Source organism: Pseudomonas danubii, from assembly GCF_042980055.1.
In the GTDB taxonomy this organism is placed as follows: domain Bacteria; phylum Pseudomonadota; class Gammaproteobacteria; order Pseudomonadales; family Pseudomonadaceae; genus Aquipseudomonas; species Aquipseudomonas danubii.
Genome location: NZ_CP116502.1, coordinates 1,497,345 through 1,515,201, shown reverse-complemented (window position 1 = coordinate 1,515,201; position 17,857 = coordinate 1,497,345). Strand labels below are relative to the sequence as shown.

Genomic DNA, 17,857 nt, shown 5'->3' with positions numbered 1-17,857 from the left:
CTGCCCGCCCAAAACCTCCCCCTGTAGCCGCTGCCGAGCTTGCGAGGCTGCGACAAGGCCGCCAGGCCTTCAGCGGTCTTCAGAACCTGCGCCCGCGCTGCGGTCGTTCGCAGCCTCGCAGGCTCGACAGCGGCTACAGAAGCGCACCGCTGCCAGGATTCAACCCTTCTATCCATATTCCTAAAAGTTAGTTTATTTAATTTTTATACGCGCTTAGGGTATATGCACCGGACCACCGGACATTCTTGATTCTGATTTCGCCGCATGACGCGGCCTATCCAAAAGATGTGAGGTAGGTATGGTCCGGAACACAATCACCCCAGTGCAGATCGCCAGGGCATTGCGTGCAGCCAAGGAGTGGCACTGATGTCCAGTCTGGTTGAAGCACAGGTCCAGAGCGATCTGGATATTGCCCCCCTTTTGTTGCCCGCACGGGTTCTGCGCAACGACGCCGAAGCCCTGCAAGCCGCCCATGAACTGGCCGACGCGGCCCGCCAGCAGGCCGCTCAACGCGACCGCCAGCGCAAGCTGCCCTGGGCGCAGATCGAACAATTCACCCGCAGCGGCCTGGGCAGTATTTCCATCCCCCGCGCCTACGGCGGGCCACAGGTGTCCTTCGTCACCCTGGCCGAAGTCTTCGCGATCATTTCCGCGGCCGACCCGGCCCTGGGGCAGATCCCGCAGAACCAGTTCGGCATCCTCGGCCTGATTCTCGGCTGCGGCAGCGAGCGGCAGAAGAAACAGCTGCTGCAGAGCGTCCTGGAAGGCTGGCGCATCGGCAATGCCGGCCCGGAACGCGGGACCAAGAACACCCTGGAACTCAAGGCGCGGATCACCAAAGACGCCGACGGCCATGTCATCAACGGCCAGAAGTTCTACTCCACCGGCGCCCTGTTCGCCCACTGGGTAGCGGTCAAGGCACTCAACGAGGAAGGCCGCCAGGTGCTGGCCTTCGTCCGCCGTGGCACCCCAGGCCTGCGCATCGTCGACGACTGGTCGGGCTTCGGCCAACGCACCACCGCCAGCGGCACCATCCTGCTCAACGATGTGCGGGTCGAGTCCGAGCTGGTGCTGGACAACTGGCGAATCAACGAATCGCCGAATATCCAGGGCGCGGTGTCGCAACTGATCCAGGCCGCCATCGACGCCGGCATCGCCCGGGAAGCCGTGGCCGATGCCATCGCCTTTGTCCGTGAACGGGCCCGCCCGTGGATCGACGCCAACGTCGAGCGGGCCAGCGACGATCTGTACGTGATCGCCGAGATCGGCAAGCTGCAGATCGAACTGCACGCCGCCGAGGCTCTGCTGCGCAAGGCCGGCCAGGTGCTGGATCAAGTCAGCGCGGCGCCGATCACCGCCGAGTCCGCCGCCCGCGCCTCCATCGCCGTGGCCGAAGCCAAGGTGCTGACCACCGAGATCTCGCTGCTGGCCAGCGAAAAGCTCTTCGAGCTGGCCGGCAGCCGCGCCACCCTCGCCGAATTCAACCTCGATCGTCACTGGCGCAATGCCCGGGTGCACACCCTGCACGACCCGGTGCGCTGGAAGTACCACGCCGTCGGCGCCTACCACCTGAACGGCACGCTGCCGGCCCGGCATTCCTGGATTTAACCGCCCAGAACGCTTTTGACCAGATCTCTGGAGAAACACATGTCTCTTGCTCAACACGTCGCGGTCATCACCAGCGACGAACAAGCCCTGATTGTCGCCAGCGACCTGGCGGAAGATTTCAAACGCGACAGCGCCCTGCGCGACCGTGAACGGCGCCTGCCCCATCCCGAGCTGGAAGCCTTCACCCGCTCCGGCCTGTGGGGCATCAGCGTGCCCAAGGAATACGGCGGCGCTGGGGTGTCCAACGTCACCCTGGCCAAGGTCATCGCCCTGATCGCCGAGGCCGACGCCTCCCTGGGGCAGATCCCGCAGAACCATTTCTACGCCCTGGAAGTGCTGCGGGTGAACGGCAGCGAGCCGCAGAAGCAGCGGTTGTACGCCGAAGTCCTGGCCGGCCGCCGCTTCGGCAATGCCCTGGCCGAGCTGGGCACCAAGACCGCCCACGACCGCACCACCCGCCTGAGCCGCGACAGCAGCGGCCAGGGCTACCGCATCGACGGGCGCAAGTTCTACGCCACGGGCGCCATCTACGCCCAGCGCATTCCCACCTCGGTGGTGGATGAACATGGCGTGCAGCAACTGGCCTTCGTCCCCGCCGAGGCCCAGGGCCTGAGCGTGATCGACGACTGGAGCGGCTTCGGCCAGCGCACCACCGGCAGCGGCTCGGTGCTTTTTGAAAACGTCGCGGTGGACGAAGCCGATGTGGTGCCGTTCCAGAGCGCCTTCGAACGCCCGACCCCGGTCGGTCCCCTGGCGCAGATCCTCCACGCCGCCATCGACACCGGCATCGCCCGCGCCGCCTATGAAGACGCCCTGCGCTTCGTGCGGACCAAGACCCGGCCCTGGATCGATTCCGGCAACGACCAGGCCACGCAAGACCCGCTGACCCTCAAGAGCTTCGGCCACCTGAGCATCCGCCTGCACGCCACCGAGGCCCTGCTGGAGCGCGCCGGGGAATTCCTCGACCGGGCCCAGGCCGAGACCAATGCCGACACCGTGGCCGCCGCCTCCATCGCCGTGGCCGAGGTCCGCGCCCTGAGCACGGAAATCTCCCTGGCCACCGGCAGCACCCTGTTCGAACTGGCGGGCAGCCAGGCGACCCTGGCCGAGCACGGCCTAGACCGCCACTGGCGCAACGCCCGGGTGCACACCCTGCACGACCCGGTGCGCTGGAAGTACCACGCGGTGGGCAACTACTACCTCAACCAGCAGAACCCGCCACTGCGGGGGACCATTTGATGGCCGCGCCTGAAACCGCCAAGAAAAAGATCCTGCTCAACGCCTTCAACATGAACTGCGTGGGACACATCAACCACGGCCTGTGGACCCACCCACGGGACCATTCGACCCAGTACAAGACCCTCGAATACTGGACCGAACTGGCCCAACTGCTGGAGCGCGGACTGTTCGACGGGCTGTTCATCGCCGACATCGTCGGGGTCTACGACGTCTACCAGAACTCGGTGGACGTGCCCCTCAAGGAGTCGATCCAGCTGCCGGTCAACGACCCGTTGCTGCTGGTTTCTGCCATGGCGGCAGTGACCAAGAACCTGGGCTTCGGCCTCACCGCCAACCTCACCTACGAGGCGCCCTACCTGTTCGCCCGGCGCCTTTCTACCCTCGACCACCTGAGCCGTGGCCGGGTCGGCTGGAACATCGTCACCGGCTACCTGGACAGCGCCGCCCAGGCCATGGGCCTGAAGGAGCAGATCGAGCACGACCGCCGCTACGACCAGGCCGACGAGTACCTGGAGGTGCTGTACAAACTCTGGGAAGGCAGTTGGGAAGACGACGCGGTCCTCAACGACCGCGAGCAGCGCATCTATGCCCAGCCGGACAAAGTGCACAAGGTCGAGCACCAGGGCGAGTTCTATCAGGTCAGCGGTTATCACCTGTGCGAGCCATCACCGCAGCGCACCCCGGTGCTGTTCCAGGCCGGCAGCTCGGATCGCGGCCTGCTGTTCGCCGGGCGCCACGCCGAGTGCGTGTTCATCAGTGGGCAGAACAAGGCCGCGACCAAGGCCCAGGTGGACAAGGTCCGCGCCAGCGCCGTGGCCGCCGGGCGCAACCCTGAAGACATCAAGGTGTTCATGGGCCTCAATGTGATCGTCGGCGAGACCGAGGAGCTGGCCTGGAACAAACATGCCGAGTACCGCCGTTACGCCAGCGCCGAAGCCGGGGTGGCGCATTTTTCCGCGTCCACCGGGATCGATTTTTCCCAGTACGAGATCGACGAGCCCATCCAGTACGTGAAGAGCAATGCCATCCAGTCGGCCACCAAGCACCTGCAAAACAACGACTGGACCCGGCGCAAGCTGCTGGAGCAGCACGCCCTGGGCGGCCGCTACTTCACCGTGGTCGGCTCACCGCAGCAGGTGGCCGACGAGCTGGAATCCTGGATCGCCGAAACCGGCCTGGACGGCTTCAACCTGACCCGCATCGTCACCCCGGAAAGCTACGTCGACTTCATCGATCTGGTGATCCCCGAGCTGCAGCGGCGCGGCTCCTACAAGACCGCCTACGACGACGGCACCCTGCGGGAAAAACTGTTCCACGAAGGCCGCAAATTGCCGCAACGACACACCGGCGCGGCCTACCGCCGCTGAGACGAGGTGGCTCTGCCGAGCCGCCGTGGCTGGAACTCTTGTGGCGAGGGCGCTTGCTCCCTCGCCACAGACAGCGGTCTTCGCCACACCCAAACGCAATTGTTCAACCTCCTCATTCGGATTGACTGGAAGTAACCATCATGAAAACCACGCTCCTGCGCCACCCGGTCAAAGCCCTGGCCCTCGCCCTCGGCCTGTTCAGCAGCGCCGTCTTCGCCGCCGACGCGCCGCTCAAGGTCGGCACCACCGCCGCCTTCGCCATTCCCCTGGAAGCGGCCGTTGCCGAAGCCGGCAAGCAGGGCCTGAAAGTCGAACTGGTGGAATTCACCGACTGGATCGCGCCCAACGTCAGCCTGGCCGCCGGCGATATCGACGTGAACTACTTCCAGCACATTCCGTTCCTGGAAAACGCCAAGGCCGCCGCCGGTTTCGATCTGGTGCCCTTCGCCCCGGGGATCATCAACAACGTCGGCCTGTACTCGAAGAAATACAAAAGCTTCGACGAACTGCCACAAGGCGCCAGCGTGGCCATCGCCAACGACCCGATCAACAGCGGCCGTGGCCTGCAACTGCTGGCCAAGGCCGGGCTGATCACCCTCAAGCCGGGCGTGGGCTACAAGGCCACCGAAGAAGACATCGTCAGCAATCCAAAGAAGATCAAGATCCTCCAGGTCGAAGCCGTGCAACTGGTGCGCGCCTATGACGACGCCGATCTGGTCCAGGGCTATCCGGCCTACATCCGTCTGGCCAAGACCTTCGATGCCGGCTCGGCGCTGCTGTTCGACGGCCTGGACCACAAGGAGTACGTGATCCAGTTCGTGATCCAGCCCAAGAGCAAGAACGACCCGCGGCTGATCAAGTTCGTCGATATCTACCAGCACTCGCCAGCCGTTCGGGCTGCCCTGGATAAAGCCCATGGCAAGCTCTACCAAGCCGGCTGGGAAGGTTGAAATGAGTGTCGCGACGCTACAGCGCAAGCTGCCGGAACCGGCGCCCCAGCGTGCCGAGCAGACCGAGTTGCACCCCGAACTGAACCGCGCCCAGGTGCGTTTTATCGGCCTGGGCAAGACCTACCAGGGCCAGCAGGGCCCGGTGCAGGCCCTGCACGGCATCGACCTTTCGATCCAGCGCGGTGAGGTGTTCGGCATCATCGGCCGCAGCGGCGCCGGCAAGTCGTCACTGATCCGCACCATCAACCGCCTGGAGCAACCCAGCAGCGGCCGGGTGCTGATCGATCAGGTGGACATCGGCGACTTCGACGAAGACCGCCTGGTAGCCCTGCGCCGACGCATCGGCATGATCTTCCAGCACTTCAACCTGATGTCGGCCAAGACCGTATGGCACAACGTCGAGCTGCCGCTGAAGGTCGCCGGGGTGCCCAAGGCCGAACGCGAGCGCAAGGTCCGCGAGCTGCTGGAGCTGGTGGGCCTCAAGGACAAGCACCAGGCCTACCCGGCGCAGCTGTCCGGCGGCCAGAAACAACGGGTGGGGATCGCCCGGGCCCTGGTCCACGATCCCGAGATCCTGCTGTGCGACGAAGCCACTTCGGCCCTGGACCCGGAAACCACCCAGTCGATCCTCGGCCTGCTGAAAGAGATCAACCAGCGCCTGGGCCTGACCATCATCCTCATCACCCACGAGATGGCGGTGATTCGCGAGATCTGCGACCGGGTGGTGGTGCTGGAACATGGACGCATCGTCGAACAGGGACCGGTCTGGGAAGTCTTCGGCCATCCGCAACACGAGGTCAGCAAGACCCTGCTGGCGCCCTTGCAGCACGGCCTGCCGCCAGAGCTGCAAAGCCGCCTGCACAGCCAGCCGACGGCGGCCGACGCGGCGCTGGTACTGAGCCTGCGTTTCACCGGCGTCAAGCATGAAGAGCCGGACCTGGCGGCGCTGTTCGGCGCCCTGGGCGGTCGCGTGCGCCTGCTGCAAGGCGGGGTGGAACGCATCCAGGGCCACGCCCTGGGGCAACTGCTGCTGGCAGTCCAGGGCTCGCCCCTGGGCGCCGAGGAACTGCGCCAGCGCGCGGGGCACTGGGCACAACAAGTGGAGGTACTGGGCTATGTGGTTTGATCGCTTGTTGCAGGGCATTCTCGACACCCTGCTGATGGTCGGCGTGTCCTCGCTGATTGCCCTGCTGGTGGGGATTCCCCTGGCGGTGATCCTGGTCACCAGCGGCAAGGGCGGGATCTATGAAGCGCCGAACCTGAACCGGGCCCTGGGTGCCTTTGTGAACCTGTTCCGCTCGATCCCGTTCCTGATCCTGATGGTGGCGCTGATCCCCTTTACCCGGCTGATCGTCGGCACCACCTACGGCGTGTGGGCGGCGGTGGTGCCGCTGACCATCGCCGCCACGCCGTTCTTTGCGCGGATTGCCGAAGTGAGCTTGCGGGAGGTCGATCACGGCCTGATCGAAGCCGCCCAGGCCATGGGCTGCCGACGCTGGCACATCGTCTGGCACGTGCTGCTGCCTGAAGCGCTGCCGGGCATCGTCGGCGGTTTCACCATCACCCTGGTGACCATGATCAACTCCTCGGCCATGGCCGGGGCGATTGGCGCGGGCGGGCTGGGGGACATTGCCTACCGCTACGGTTACCAGCGTTTCGACAGCCAGATCATGCTCACGGTGATCGTGCTGCTGGTGATCCTGGTGGCGGCGATCCAGCTGGGCGGCGACCGTTTGGCGCGGGTGCTGAACAAGCGCTAGTGGCACCCCGTGTAGCCGCTGCCGCAGGCTGCGACAAGGTCCGCAGGACCTTCCGAGGCCCTCAAGAGCGGCGTCTCCTGCGGAGCCGTTCGCAGCCTTCGGCAGCGGCTACAGGGTGCATGGGGTATATTCGGGCCATTCCTCTTCACGCCATGCAGCCCGCCATGAAACTTGCTCCAGACGACCTAGACACCATCACCGCCACCACCCTCGGCCACTACCAGCAGGTGGCCGAAGACTTTCGTGAAGGCACCCGCGACCACGACGTCAGCCAGAACATCGACGCGCTGCTGCGGCATATCCAGGGCCCGGCGCCCTTCAGCGTGCTGGATTTTGGCTGCGGCCCGGGGCGCGACTTGCAAACCTTTACCCGCCTCGGCCATATCGCCATCGGCCTCGACGGCTGCGAGCGCTTTGCCCAGATGGCCCGGGACGACAGCGGCTGCGAAGTCTGGCAGCAGGACTTTCTCAAGCTTGATCTGCCCGCGGCCCGCTTCGACGGCATCTTCGCCAACGCAGTGCTGTTCCACATTCCCCGCCAGGAACTGCCACGGGTGCTCAAGCAACTGCATGCGAGCCTCAAGGACGGCGGCGTGCTGTTCAGCTCCAACCCGCGCGGCGACAACCAGGAAGGCTGGAACGGCCCGCGCTACGGCGCCTACCACGACCTCGCAAGCTGGCAGGCGTTGCTGACTGAGGCAGGCTTTGTCGAGCTGGAGCATTACTACCGCCCCGCCGGCCTGCCCCGGGAACAGCAACCCTGGCTGGCCAGCGTCTGGCGCAAGGCCTGAGCCCCCCGCCACACTCCCCCGTAGGCGCCGGCTTGCCGGCGAAGGCGTTTCCGGATCAAGCGCTCGCCTCCCGGGGCCCTTCGCTGGCAAGCCAGCTCCTAAGAGGCCGTGGGGCGAGTGCGGTCAGTGTCTTGGCTGGGCTCCTTGATTTTGTACCAGGCCACGTACAGCGCCGGGAGGAACAGCAAGGTCAGCAAGGTGGCAACGATGATGCCGCCAATCATGGCGTAGGCCATCGGCCCCCAGAACACTTCCCGGGCAATCGGGATCATCCCCAGGCTGGCCGCTGCTGCGGTCAGCAGGATAGGTCGACGCCGATGGTGGGTGGCTTCCAGTACCGCGTCCCAGGGGTGATAACCCTCGCGCTCGTATTCGTCGATCTGGGTCACCAGGATCACCGAGTTGCGAATGATGATGCCGATCAGCGCGAGAATCCCGAGGATCGCCACAAAGCCCATGGGCGTGCCGGTGGGCACCAGGGCCAGGACCACGCCAATCAGCCCCAGAGGCGCGACGCTGGCCACCAGGAACAGCTTCTGCACGCTGTGCAACTGGATCATCAGGAAGGTCGCCATGAGGAACAGCATCAGCGGCACCACCTTGGCAATCGGACCCTGGGCCTTGCTGCTTTCCTCCACGGTGCCGCCGGTGGCCACCGAGTAGCCGGCAGGCAACTGCGCGGCAAACTGGTCGATGTCCGGCTGCAATTGCTTGACCAGGTCGGTGGGCTGGATCGCGTCGCGCACCGCCGCCTTGATGGTGATGGTGGGTTTGCGGTCGCGGCGCCACACCAGCGGCTGCTCCAGTTCGTAGCCCACCGTGGCGAAGGCCAGCAGCGGAATCGAGGTGCCATTGGGGGTGACGATCTGCAGGTTCTGCAGGGTTTCCGGTGAGTCGCGCTCACTGTCGTCGGCACGGCCGACCACGTTGATCAGGTAGATGTCGTCATGCACCTGGGTCACGGTGGAACCGCTGACGATGCTGTTCATCAGTCGCGCCACATCTTCCGAGGACAGCCCCAGTTGCCGCGCCTTGTCCTGGGCGATGTCGATGCGCAGCACTTTGCCGGGCTCGTTCCAGTCGTAGATGATCTCGCCGATGTGCGGGTTCTGGTCCAGTTCGGTGGCCAGGTCGATGGCGTGCTTGCGCACCTGGTCGATGTCCTTGCCGCTGACCCGGTACTGGATCGGCCGCCCCACCGGCGGGCCCATTTCCAGGGCCTGCACATAGCTGCCGATGCCGACGAAGTCTTCGCGCAGGCGCTTGCGCAAACGCTCGGTCAGGGCCGTGCGCTGCTCCAGGCCCTTGCTGACGATCACCAGCTGGGCGTAGTACGGATTCTGCAGTTGCTGGTCCAGGGGCAGGTAGAAACGGATCGCGCCTTCGCCGATGTAAGTGCTCCAGCGCTCGATGTCCGGGTCGTCCTTGAGGGTCGCTTCCAACCGATCCACGGCCATGCGGGTCTCGTCGATCGAGGCGTTCTGCGGCAGGTTGAGGTCCACCAGGATCTCCGGCCGGTCGGAAGACGGAAAGAACTGGTTCTGCACAAAACGCATGCCGAACACCGACGCGGCAAACAGCAGCACGGTGATGCCAATCGCCCACCAGCGGTTGCGCATGGCCCACAGCAGGCCGCCATTGAAGGCGCGACCGACGCGCCCCGGCTCCTCGGAGTGGGGTTTGACGTTGGTGCTGAGGATGTGGATGCCGATCACCGGGGCAAACAGCACCGCGACGATCCACGACACCAGCATGGCCACGGCGATCACCGCGAACAGGGTGAAGGTGTACTCACCAGCGGAGCTGGCGTTGAGGCCGATAGGTACGAAGCCGGCCACGGTCACCAGGGTCCCGGTGAGCATCGGGAAGGCGGTGGAGGTGTAGGCAAAGGTCGCCGCCTGCTCCTTGCTCTCGCCCTTCTCCAGGCGCGTGACCATCATTTCCACGGTGATCATGGCGTCGTCCACCAGCAGCCCCAGGGCGATGATCAAGGCCCCCAGGGAGATCCGCTGCATGGTGATGCCGCTGTACTCCATGAACACGAAGACCATGGCCAGCACCAGCGGAATCGAGCAGGCCACCACCAGCCCGGCGCGCATCCCAAGGCTGATGAAGCTCACCACCAGCACGATGATCACCGCCTCGAACAAGGCGCTGGTGAAACCGCCCACCGCTTCCTGCACCACCTCGGCCTGATCCGAGACCTTGTGCACGCCGATACCGATTGGCAGATCGGCGGTCAGCTCATTCATGCGCGCATGCAGGGCCTTGCCGAATTCCTGGATGTTGCCGCCCTTCTTCATGGCAATGGCCAGGCCGATGGCCGGCTGGCCATTGAAACGGAACAGCGGTGTGGCAGGGTCGACGTAGCCGCGACTGATGTCGGCGATGTCGGCCAGGCGATAGAAGCGGTCGTTGAGGCGCAGGTTGACCGTGGCCAGGTCCTTCTCCGAGGCGAACTGCCCCGAGGTGCGCACCGAGATCCGCTCCGGCCCGGCCTCGATCACCCCGGCCGGGGTCACCGCGTTCTGCGCTTGCAGGCTTTGCAGGACCTGGCGCTGGTCGATGCCCAGGGCCGCCAGCTTGCGCGTGGAAAAGTTCAGGTAGATGACTTCGTCCTGCTCACCGACCATCTCCACCTTGCCCAGGTTCGGCACTTCGCGGATCTCGGCGCGCACCTGCTCCACGTAGTCACGCAGTTGGCGCATGCTCAGGCCGTCGGCGGTGAAGGCGTAGATCGAACCGAACACATCGCCGAACTCATCGTTGAAACCCGGACCCTGCAAGCCCTGGGGGAAATCGCCGCGGATGTCGTTGATCTTCTTGCGCACCTGATACCAGATCTCGGGAATGTCCTTGGCACTGGTGGTGTCGCGCAGGTTGACGAACACCGTCGACTCGCCGGGGCGGGTGTAGCTTTTCACGTAGTCGAGCGAGTCCAGCTCTTCGAGTTTTTTCTCGATGCGGTCGGTGACCTGCTTCAGCGTTTCTTCCTGGGTCGCGCCGGGCCAGCGAGTCTGGATGACCATGGTCTTGATGGTGAAGGACGGGTCTTCCTCGCGCCCCAGGTTCAGGTAGGAAAACACCCCCATCAGCAGCGCAACAAACATCAGGTACCAGACGAAGGACTGATGCTTGATCGCCCACTCGGACAGGTTGAAGCTCCCTTTGCTGTCAGGCGTCATTGTGCGCGGCCCTCATCGACTTTGACTTTCTGCCCCGGCTTGAGGCTGTTGACCCCGGCGCTGACGATGCGCTCGCCGGGCTTGACCCCCTGGCTGATCAGCGCCGAATCGCTGTCGCGGCTGAGCACTTTGATCTCCCGGGGGGCGACGGTCTGGCTCTGCGGGTCGATGACCCAGATCCGGGTCTGGCCATCCACCTCTTGCAGGGCCGTCAGGGGCAACTCGGTGCGCGGCTCGATGGCCGAGCTCAGGGTCACGCTGATGGCGGTGCCCAGGCGAAAGGCCTCGGGAGTGTCCTTGAGGGTCAGGCGGGCGCGACGGGTACGGGTCGCGCTCTGGGCCTGGGGCTCAATCTCGCGCACGGTGGCCGTGGTGCTGATGCTCGGGTCGAGCTGGGCCGCGACCTTGAACTCCACGTCCGCCGGCAGTTGATCCACCAGGGTCGCCGGCAGATCGATCACCGCCTCCTTGATCTGCGGCCGGGCCAGGGTCACCACCTGCTGGCCGGCGGTCACTACCTGTCCGGCTTCGGCATTCCAGGCGGTGACCACGCCGCCGTGATCGCTGCGCAGTTGGCTGTAGTTGAGCTGGTCCTGGGCCTGGCGCACGGCCGCCTTGGCCTGAGCCAGGGAAGCGCCGGTGGTCTTCAAGTCGGTCTGGGCAATGTCCAATTGCGCCTGGGCGCCGACGCCACGGTCGAACAGCTCCTGCTGGCGCCGGGCGTTGGCCTGGGCGTTGATCCACTGCGCCTCGACCTTGGCCAGGTCACCCTGGGCGGCCCGCAGCTGGTTCTGCTGGTCGGTGGGATCGAGGGTCGCCAGCAAGTCCCCGGGCCCCACTTCGGCACCGACATCCACATTGCGGCTGGCAATCCGCCCCGGCACCCGAAAGCCCAGGTTGGTTTCAAAACGGGCCTGGATGTTGCCGGCAAAGCGCCCGAGGCTTTCCTCCGATTGCGGCGCCACCTGGATCGACAGCACCGGACGCACCGGCTCCGGCGCCGGCTCTTCCTTGGAGCAGCCCAGCAGCAAGAGGCTGGCCCATAACAACGGCAGCAGGCGCTTCATGGTTGTGCTCCCTGTTCCTTGGTCGGCCCGGCAATCTCGACCAACATCCCCGGGTGCAACAACTGCCCCCCAGCCACCACCACGTTCTCGCCGCCCTTGAGGCCGTCGCTGATGATCACCTGGCCGGTCAGGTAACGCCCGACCTTGACGCTGTGCAGCACGGTCTTGCCGTCCTCGCCCACCAGCCACACCGCCGGTTCGCTGAGGTTCTTGGTCAAGGCCGACCAAGGCAGCACCACCGTGGCCTTGCCGTGGGCCCGGGCGGTGGCACTGACCACCGAGCCCAGGTCCATGCCCGCCGGCAGCGAATCGAGCACCACCTTGACCTGCACCGTACCGCTCTGGGCCGAGACCACCGGGGTCACCTCGCGGACTTTGCCGGTGGTGGTCACCTTGGGGTTGTCCAGCAGGCTGACGTGGATGGTTTCCTGGCCCGGCGGCTGCATCAGCAGCGATTCGTAGACGTTGAACACCGCGTCGCGCTCACCGTCCCGGGCCAGGCTGAAGATCGGCATGGTGGCCTGTACCACCTGACCGACCTCGGCCTGACGCGCGGTAATCACCCCCGGCGCCTCGGCCACCAGTTCGGTGTAGCTCAACTGCTCGCGGGCATTGGCCAACTGCGCCTGGGCCGCGCTCAAGGCGCTCTGGCTGCTGCGCAGGGCGGCCTGGGCCGAATCGTATTCGCTCTGGCTGGTGTAGCCCTTGGGCAAGAGTTTCTGCTGGCGAACGAAGGCGGCACTGGCCTGCTTGACCCGTGCCTGTTCGGCAAACACCGCGGCAGCGGCGGAATCGACGTTGGTCTGCAAGTCCTTGGGATCGAGCCGGGCCAGTACCTGCTGGGCGGAAACCCGGTCGCCGACATCCACCAGACGCTGGATGATCTTGCCGCCGACGCGGAACGACAACTCGGTCTGCACCCGGGCCTGGACGTCACCGGTGAGGGTCACCGACGGGGCAAAATCGCTGCTCTGCACTTGCTGGATACGCACCCGCGGGCGTTCCTTCTCAGTCGGCTTTTCCGCTCCGCAGCCGCCGAGCAGCGCCAGCAGACTCAGCCCCACTATCCACCTCGATTTGAGACCAGCCATGCAGGCTCCTTGTGCTTGATCGTCGCGCCAGTGACGTTACGACTGTGAGCTTAGAACAGGGTTCAACCCTTGCACGCAGGTCTCATAAACAGGGCTTTCGTAGCGAGGACGCCAGCTCCCGCTCGGCCGACCGACGCCCCTGGGCGCCGTAGTCGCCAGCCTTGCAGCGCACCCTGTCCGGGCAAACACAGCAGCGGTTTCGGGAGCGGCGGCGAGCAAGCTCCCGCTCTACAAATCAGGCACACTGCGCACCACGCAACAGGAGACCCCGGCATGCTCAAGACCCTGGCGGTGGCCAATTACCGCTCCATCAACAAACTGGTGATGCCCCTCGGCCGACTGAACCTGATCACCGGCGCCAATGGCAGCGGCAAGTCCAATCTGTACCGCGCCCTGCGCCTGCTGGCAGAGACCGCCCAGGGCGGCGTGGTCAATGCCCTGGCCAAGGAAGGCGGGTTGGAATCGACCTTCTGGGCCGGGCCGGAAAACCTCAGCCGACGCATGCGCAACGGCGAGGTGCCGATCGAGGCCAGCGTGCGCTCTTCCAGCAAGCGCCTGCGCCTGGGCTTTGCCGGAGAAGACTTCAGCTACGCCATCGCCCTGGGTCTGCCGGAGCCCAGTCACTCGGCGTTTGCCCTGGACCCGCAGATCAAGAAGGAATGCATCTGGTCCGGGCCGCTCTACCGTCCCGCCAGCCTGCTGGTGGACCGTGCCGGCCCGTTGATCCGCACGCGCCAGGGCCGCAGCTGGGACGTGCTGGCCCAGCACACGCCGGACTTCGACAGCCTGTTCGATCAAGTGGGCAGCCTGCGCGGCTCGCCGGAAGTGCTGCAGATGCGCGAGTTCATTCGTCGCTGGCGTTTCTACGATCACTTTCGCAGCGACAGCGAAGCCCCGGTGCGCCAGCCGCAACTGGGCACCCGCACGCCGGTGCTGCATCACGATGGCCGCGACCTGGCGGCGGCGTTGCAGACCATTCGCGAGATCGGCGACCCCGAGGCGCTGCAGGCGGCCATCAGCGACGCCTTCCCCGGCGCGCGGCTGAACATCGCCCCGCTGCAGGGTGGACGCTTCGCCATCGAGTTCTATCAGGAGGGGTTATTGCGACCGCTGTCGGCCGCGGAACTGTCGGACGGCACCTTGCGCTACCTGTTGCTGGTAGCGGCCTTGCTGACCCCGCGTCCGCCGAGCCTGATGGTGCTCAACGAACCGGAGACCAGCCTGCACCCGGACCTGTTGCCGGCCCTGGCGCGCTTGATCATCAGGGCTTCAGAGCAGTGCCAGGTGTGGGTGGTGTCCCACGCCCGGCGCCTGATCGCGGCCTTGCAGGAAGACCCCGAATGCAACTGCATCGTGCTGGAGAAAGAGCTGGGCCAGACCGGCATCGTCGGCCAGCGCATGCTCGACGAACCGGCGTGGTACTGGCCCGACTGAAAATCGCGCCTCCCACACCCTGTAGCCGCTACCGAAGGCTGCGATAAGGTCCGCAGGACCTTCCGAGGCCCTCAAGAGCGGCGTCTCCTTCGGAGCCGTTCGCAGCCTTCGGCAGCGGCTACACAGTGGATTCAGCAGCCGACAGTACGCCTCAGCCCTGCCATTTGCCGCCTTCGACAATCACGCTCTCAGGCGGGGTGTCATCGCTCAGCTCTTTGCGCACGTACTGGTCATACAGCTTGAGCAGGTACTTTTCTTCGCCCAGCTTGGCCAGTTCGGCATTCACCCAGTCCCGCAATTCGATGTTGCCCTTCTTCACCGCCGGGGCAATCGGTGCCTGCTCGCCCAGGGTCTGGGGCAATACGCGGTAGCCCGGGTTCTGCTTGGACCAGCTGAACAGGATCAGGTTGTCCTGGGCGTAGGCGTCGCCACGGCCATTGGCCAGGGCTTGCAGGGACTCGGTGTTTTTCTCGAACTTGAGCAGCTTCCAGTCCGGGTGGTTCTGGGTCAGCCAGATGTCTGCGGTGGTGCCGGTGGTGACGATGGTGGTGCGGCTTGCCAGGTCATCTAGGCTCTTCACCGGGCTGCCTTCGGGTACCAGGGCCTGCACCGCCACCTTGAGGTTGGGGTTGGTGAATTCCACCGCTTGCTTGCGCTCCGGGGTCACGGTCATGTTGGCCAGGATCAGGTCAACCTTGTCGCTCTGCAGGAAGGGAATACGGCTGGCCGGTTCCACGGCGACGAACTCCACCTTGTTCTCGTCCCCCAACAAGTCCTTGGCGAACTGGCGGCCGATGTCGGTATCGAAGCCCACATAGCGCCCGGTTTCATCGACGAAACCGAACGGCGGCTTGTCGGTGAACACCCCGACGATCAGCTTGTCCCGGGCCTTGATCTTGTCCAGGTAACCGGCCGCCGGCGCGGCGCTGGCAGCGGTGGCCGCAGGCTTGGGTGCATCATTGGATTTTTCGCAGCCGGCCAGCAGGGCCAGACCGAACAGCGGCAGTAACAACAGCGAAGACTTGGCAGTTTTCATAAGAGCTCCAGTTCCTTTTTAGGGGCTTTCTTGGGCAGTGCTTCAACGAACGAGAACTTCTCCAGGAACTGCTGCGCGCGTGCGCTCTGCGGGTTGGTGAAGAAAGCCTCGGGGGTGTTCTGTTCCACGATGCGCCCGCCATCCATGAACACGATGCGGTCGGCCACGGCCCGGGCGAAGGCCATTTCATGGGTGACGATCAACAGGGTCATGCCGTCCCGGGCCAGGCCCTGGATCACCTGCAGCACTTCCTTGACCATCTCCGGATCAAGGGCCGCGGTGACCTCATCGAACAGCATCACCTGGGGGTTCATGCACAACGAGCGGACGATGGCGATGCGTTGCTGCTGGCCGCCGGACAGCTGCCGGGGAAAGGCCTCGCGCTTGTCCAGCAGGCCCACCCGCTCCAGCAGCGCTTCGGCCTGGGCCCGAGCTTCGCGGGGCTCGCGCTTTTGCACCTTGAGCGGCCCGAGGAGGAGGTTGTCCAGCACGTTCATGTGGGGGAACAGGTGATAGCTCTGGAACACCATGCCGATCTGCTGGCGCACCTGACGCCAGTCGGTGTCGGGGCTGAGCAGCTCGCGCCCGGCGAAACGCAGATGGCCACTGTGGGCGCTTTCCAGACCGTTGAGGCAGCGCAGCAGAGTGCTCTTGCCGCAGCCGCTGGGGCCGAGGATGACGATCACCTCCCCCGCCGCCACGCGCAGGTCGACCTCCTTGAGCACCTGCTGCGGGCCGAAGAATTTGTTGAAACCCTGGAACTCGATCAATGCGCTCATGCTTGCGTCCAGCGCCGCTCCAGCACGCGGGAGGCGGCCGACAGCGGGTAGCAGATAAAGAAGAAAAACAGGAACAGAACGCCGTAGATCAGCACCGATTCGTAGGTGCGCTCGATGATCTGCTGGCCGACCTTGATCACGTCCACCACGCCGATCAGCACCGCCAGGGAACTGGTCTTGATGATTCGCGTGTAGACGTTGATGGTCGGCGGCGTCATGCGCTTCAGCGCCTGGGGCAGCAACACGTAGCCGTACAGCTGGGCACCGGAGAGGCCAATGGACAAGCCCGCTTCACGCTGGCCCCGGGGCAGGGATTGCAGAGCCCCGCGCACCACCTCGCCGACTTCGCTGGCGCCCCACAGCGACAGCACCAGCACCGCGCAGGTGAAACTGGGAATGCTGAGGCCGAAGAAGATCGGAAAGCCGAAGAACAGCAGGTACAACCAGACCAGCACCGGGATCGCCCGGAACAGCTCCAGGTAGATTCGCAACGGTACATCCAGCACCTTGCGTTGCAGGCTGCGCAGCACGCCGTAGAGCACCCCGCCCAGGGTGCTGAAGGCAATGCTCAAAAGCGAAATCGACAAAGTCTGCACAGCGCCCCGGGCCAGTTGCGGCAAGGACACCAGCAACAGCTCAAGACCCGAACTGGCCATGTTGCAACCTCCTTTCCAGACGGCTGAGCAACAGCGACAGCGGCAAGAACAACAGCACGCAGATCAGCGTCAGCACCGCGAGCATTTCGTAGGTCTTGTAGTACAGGGCGATGTAGCTCTTGGTGGTGTAGAGAATCTCCGGCACCGCCACCGCCGAGACCACGGTGGTTTCCTTGAGCAGGAAAATGAAATTGGCGAACAGCGACGGCAGGCTGAGGATCCCGGCCTGAGGCAGGATCACGTAGCGCAGCAACTGCCACTGCGACAGGCCGATGGAGCGCCCCGATTCCAGCTGCGCCTGGGGCACGGCTTCCACCCCGGCGCGCAGCACTTCGGTGAGGTAGGCGCCACCGAGAAAGGTCATGGTGATGATCGCCGCGGCAAAACCCGAGACCTTGATCCCCAGGGCCGGCAAGGCGAAGTAGACGAAGAACAGCTGGATCAACAGCGGTGTGTTGCGCGCCAGTTCCACGTACAGGCCGATCAGGCGGTGCAGGTAAGGGGTGCGAAACACCAGGACAGTGGCGTTGATCAGGGCTACCAGCAGCGAGGTGCCGATGGCGATCAGGCCGACCTGCAGGGTCACCCCCACGGCTTTGAGAAAGGCCGGCAGGGTGCTGAGGATAAAAGCGTAATCGAGGGTCATGAATCATCCTGAACGCCGCTGGGGTACAGCGACGGTGGTGCAGTCCGTGGGGCAGTGGGTAACCGCCCGGCTGCCGCGACTTTATAGCTATAAAAAGCAGAATTTAAATACCGTTAGAGCATATTGATATCACCCAAAAACCTAACCCGCGGATTTGCCGGGCTGGCGCCGGGCTACTACCTTTTCAACCGGGTCGAACGGAGCTTTCGCGCCCGCACCTCCACTGGACGCTACACCCCTCAAGGACG

The 17,857-nt window shown here is 64.8% G+C and carries 15 protein-coding genes; 8 read left to right on the top strand and 7 right to left on the bottom strand.

Annotated elements, in window-relative coordinates; all coding sequences use genetic code 11:
• Nucleotides 1-366: 366 nt before the first annotated feature.
• The 7 genes from PFZ56_RS07130 (at nucleotide 367) to PFZ56_RS07100 (ending at nucleotide 7,715) form a co-directional block, all read left to right on the top strand.
• The gene (locus tag PFZ56_RS07130) at nucleotides 367-1,608 is read left to right on the top strand and encodes an SfnB family sulfur acquisition oxidoreductase (RefSeq protein WP_110595306.1); all 1,242 of its coding nucleotides are present in this window, start codon (nucleotides 367-369) and stop codon (nucleotides 1,606-1,608) included.
• Nucleotides 1,609-1,647: 39 nt separating this feature from the next.
• Nucleotides 1,648-2,847 (top strand): SfnB family sulfur acquisition oxidoreductase, encoded by a 1,200-nt coding sequence (locus PFZ56_RS07125; protein ID WP_170002597.1) that lies wholly within the window; start codon nucleotides 1,648-1,650, stop codon nucleotides 2,845-2,847.
• Nucleotides 2,847-4,214, top strand: coding sequence for an LLM class flavin-dependent oxidoreductase (locus PFZ56_RS07120; RefSeq protein ID WP_170002595.1), 1,368 nt, complete (start codon nucleotides 2,847-2,849; stop codon nucleotides 4,212-4,214). The genes PFZ56_RS07125 and PFZ56_RS07120 overlap by 1 nt, the downstream gene beginning before the upstream one ends.
• A gap of 140 nt (nucleotides 4,215-4,354) precedes the next feature.
• Nucleotides 4,355-5,164 carry a MetQ/NlpA family ABC transporter substrate-binding protein gene (locus tag PFZ56_RS07115; protein ID WP_110595303.1) on the top strand — a complete coding sequence of 270 codons (810 nt, stop codon included), beginning with the start codon at nucleotides 4,355-4,357 and terminating at the stop codon, nucleotides 5,162-5,164.
• A 1-nt stretch (nucleotide 5,165) separates the two neighbouring features.
• Nucleotides 5,166-6,290 carry a methionine ABC transporter ATP-binding protein gene (locus PFZ56_RS07110; RefSeq protein ID WP_170002593.1) on the top strand — a complete coding sequence of 375 codons (1,125 nt, stop codon included), beginning with the start codon at nucleotides 5,166-5,168 and terminating at the stop codon, nucleotides 6,288-6,290.
• Nucleotides 6,280-6,924: a methionine ABC transporter permease gene (locus tag PFZ56_RS07105; RefSeq protein ID WP_170002591.1), complete on the top strand. Its 645-nt coding sequence runs from the start codon at nucleotides 6,280-6,282 to the stop codon at nucleotides 6,922-6,924. The genes PFZ56_RS07110 and PFZ56_RS07105 overlap by 11 nt, the downstream gene beginning before the upstream one ends.
• Nucleotides 6,925-7,088: 164 nt before the next feature.
• Complete coding sequence (locus PFZ56_RS07100; protein WP_102882726.1) at nucleotides 7,089-7,715, top strand: bifunctional 2-polyprenyl-6-hydroxyphenol methylase/3-demethylubiquinol 3-O-methyltransferase UbiG; 627 nt, start codon at nucleotides 7,089-7,091, stop codon at nucleotides 7,713-7,715.
• A gap of 98 nt (nucleotides 7,716-7,813) precedes the next feature.
• Here PFZ56_RS07100 and PFZ56_RS07095 read toward each other — a convergent pair whose 3' ends face one another.
• The 3 genes from PFZ56_RS07095 to PFZ56_RS07085 are packed head-to-tail and all read right to left on the bottom strand — an operon-like array spanning nucleotide 7,814 to nucleotide 13,058.
• Complete coding sequence (locus tag PFZ56_RS07095; protein WP_123391815.1) at nucleotides 7,814-10,900, bottom strand: efflux RND transporter permease subunit; 3,087 nt, start codon at nucleotides 10,898-10,900, stop codon at nucleotides 7,814-7,816.
• Nucleotides 10,897-11,967: an efflux RND transporter periplasmic adaptor subunit gene (locus tag PFZ56_RS07090; protein WP_102862624.1), complete on the bottom strand. Its 1,071-nt coding sequence runs from the start codon at nucleotides 11,965-11,967 to the stop codon at nucleotides 10,897-10,899. The genes PFZ56_RS07095 and PFZ56_RS07090 overlap by 4 nt, the downstream gene beginning before the upstream one ends.
• Nucleotides 11,964-13,058 carry an efflux RND transporter periplasmic adaptor subunit gene (locus PFZ56_RS07085; protein WP_102882724.1) on the bottom strand — a complete coding sequence of 365 codons (1,095 nt, stop codon included), beginning with the start codon at nucleotides 13,056-13,058 and terminating at the stop codon, nucleotides 11,964-11,966. Before PFZ56_RS07085 ends, PFZ56_RS07090 begins: the two co-directional genes overlap by 4 nt.
• A 273-nt stretch (nucleotides 13,059-13,331) precedes the next feature.
• Between PFZ56_RS07085 and PFZ56_RS07080 the strand changes: the two genes are divergently transcribed.
• Complete coding sequence (locus PFZ56_RS07080; RefSeq protein WP_123391823.1) at nucleotides 13,332-14,492, top strand: AAA family ATPase; 1,161 nt, start codon at nucleotides 13,332-13,334, stop codon at nucleotides 14,490-14,492.
• Nucleotides 14,493-14,643: 151 nt separating this feature from the next.
• Here PFZ56_RS07080 and PFZ56_RS07075 read toward each other — a convergent pair whose 3' ends face one another.
• From PFZ56_RS07075 to PFZ56_RS07060, 4 genes are read right to left on the bottom strand one after another with little or no spacing between them, the layout of a single operon-like run.
• On the bottom strand, nucleotides 14,644-15,528 hold the full coding sequence (locus PFZ56_RS07075) for a transporter substrate-binding domain-containing protein (protein WP_170002589.1): 885 nt from the start codon (nucleotides 15,526-15,528) through the stop codon (nucleotides 14,644-14,646).
• Nucleotides 15,525-16,307 carry an amino acid ABC transporter ATP-binding protein gene (locus PFZ56_RS07070; protein ID WP_102862621.1) on the bottom strand — a complete coding sequence of 261 codons (783 nt, stop codon included), beginning with the start codon at nucleotides 16,305-16,307 and terminating at the stop codon, nucleotides 15,525-15,527. Before PFZ56_RS07070 ends, PFZ56_RS07075 begins: the two co-directional genes overlap by 4 nt.
• A complete protein-coding gene (locus PFZ56_RS07065; RefSeq protein WP_102882720.1) occupies nucleotides 16,304-16,963 on the bottom strand; it encodes an amino acid ABC transporter permease in 660 nt (219 codons plus the stop codon). The genes PFZ56_RS07070 and PFZ56_RS07065 overlap by 4 nt, the downstream gene beginning before the upstream one ends.
• Complete coding sequence (locus PFZ56_RS07060; RefSeq protein ID WP_102862620.1) at nucleotides 16,944-17,609, bottom strand: amino acid ABC transporter permease; 666 nt, start codon at nucleotides 17,607-17,609, stop codon at nucleotides 16,944-16,946. The genes PFZ56_RS07065 and PFZ56_RS07060 overlap by 20 nt, the downstream gene beginning before the upstream one ends.
• Nucleotides 17,610-17,857: the final 248 nt, after the last annotated feature.

Excerpts from the sequence above, each read along its gene's own strand:
- PFZ56_RS07120 (WP_170002595.1), top strand. The coding sequence starts at position 2,847 with ATGGCCGCGCCTGAAACCGCCAAGAAAAAGATCCTGCTCAACGCCTTC.
- PFZ56_RS07070 (WP_102862621.1), bottom strand. The coding sequence starts at position 16,307 with ATGAGCGCATTGATCGAGTTCCAGGGTTTCAACAAATTCTTCGGCCCG.
- PFZ56_RS07125 (WP_170002597.1), top strand. The coding sequence starts at position 1,648 with ATGTCTCTTGCTCAACACGTCGCGGTCATCACCAGCGACGAACAAGCC.
- PFZ56_RS07110 (WP_170002593.1), top strand. The coding sequence starts at position 5,166 with ATGAGTGTCGCGACGCTACAGCGCAAGCTGCCGGAACCGGCGCCCCAG.
- PFZ56_RS07060 (WP_102862620.1), bottom strand. The coding sequence starts at position 17,609 with ATGACCCTCGATTACGCTTTTATCCTCAGCACCCTGCCGGCCTTTCTC.
- PFZ56_RS07130 (WP_110595306.1), top strand. The coding sequence starts at position 367 with ATGTCCAGTCTGGTTGAAGCACAGGTCCAGAGCGATCTGGATATTGCC.
- PFZ56_RS07080 (WP_123391823.1), top strand. The coding sequence starts at position 13,332 with ATGCTCAAGACCCTGGCGGTGGCCAATTACCGCTCCATCAACAAACTG.
- PFZ56_RS07085 (WP_102882724.1), bottom strand. The coding sequence starts at position 13,058 with ATGGCTGGTCTCAAATCGAGGTGGATAGTGGGGCTGAGTCTGCTGGCG.
- PFZ56_RS07100 (WP_102882726.1), top strand. The coding sequence starts at position 7,089 with ATGAAACTTGCTCCAGACGACCTAGACACCATCACCGCCACCACCCTC.
- PFZ56_RS07090 (WP_102862624.1), bottom strand. The coding sequence starts at position 11,967 with ATGAAGCGCCTGCTGCCGTTGTTATGGGCCAGCCTCTTGCTGCTGGGC.
- PFZ56_RS07105 (WP_170002591.1), top strand. The coding sequence starts at position 6,280 with ATGTGGTTTGATCGCTTGTTGCAGGGCATTCTCGACACCCTGCTGATG.
- PFZ56_RS07065 (WP_102882720.1), bottom strand. The coding sequence starts at position 16,963 with ATGGCCAGTTCGGGTCTTGAGCTGTTGCTGGTGTCCTTGCCGCAACTG.
- PFZ56_RS07115 (WP_110595303.1), top strand. The coding sequence starts at position 4,355 with ATGAAAACCACGCTCCTGCGCCACCCGGTCAAAGCCCTGGCCCTCGCC.
- PFZ56_RS07075 (WP_170002589.1), bottom strand. The coding sequence starts at position 15,528 with ATGAAAACTGCCAAGTCTTCGCTGTTGTTACTGCCGCTGTTCGGTCTG.
- PFZ56_RS07095 (WP_123391815.1), bottom strand. The coding sequence starts at position 10,900 with ATGACGCCTGACAGCAAAGGGAGCTTCAACCTGTCCGAGTGGGCGATC.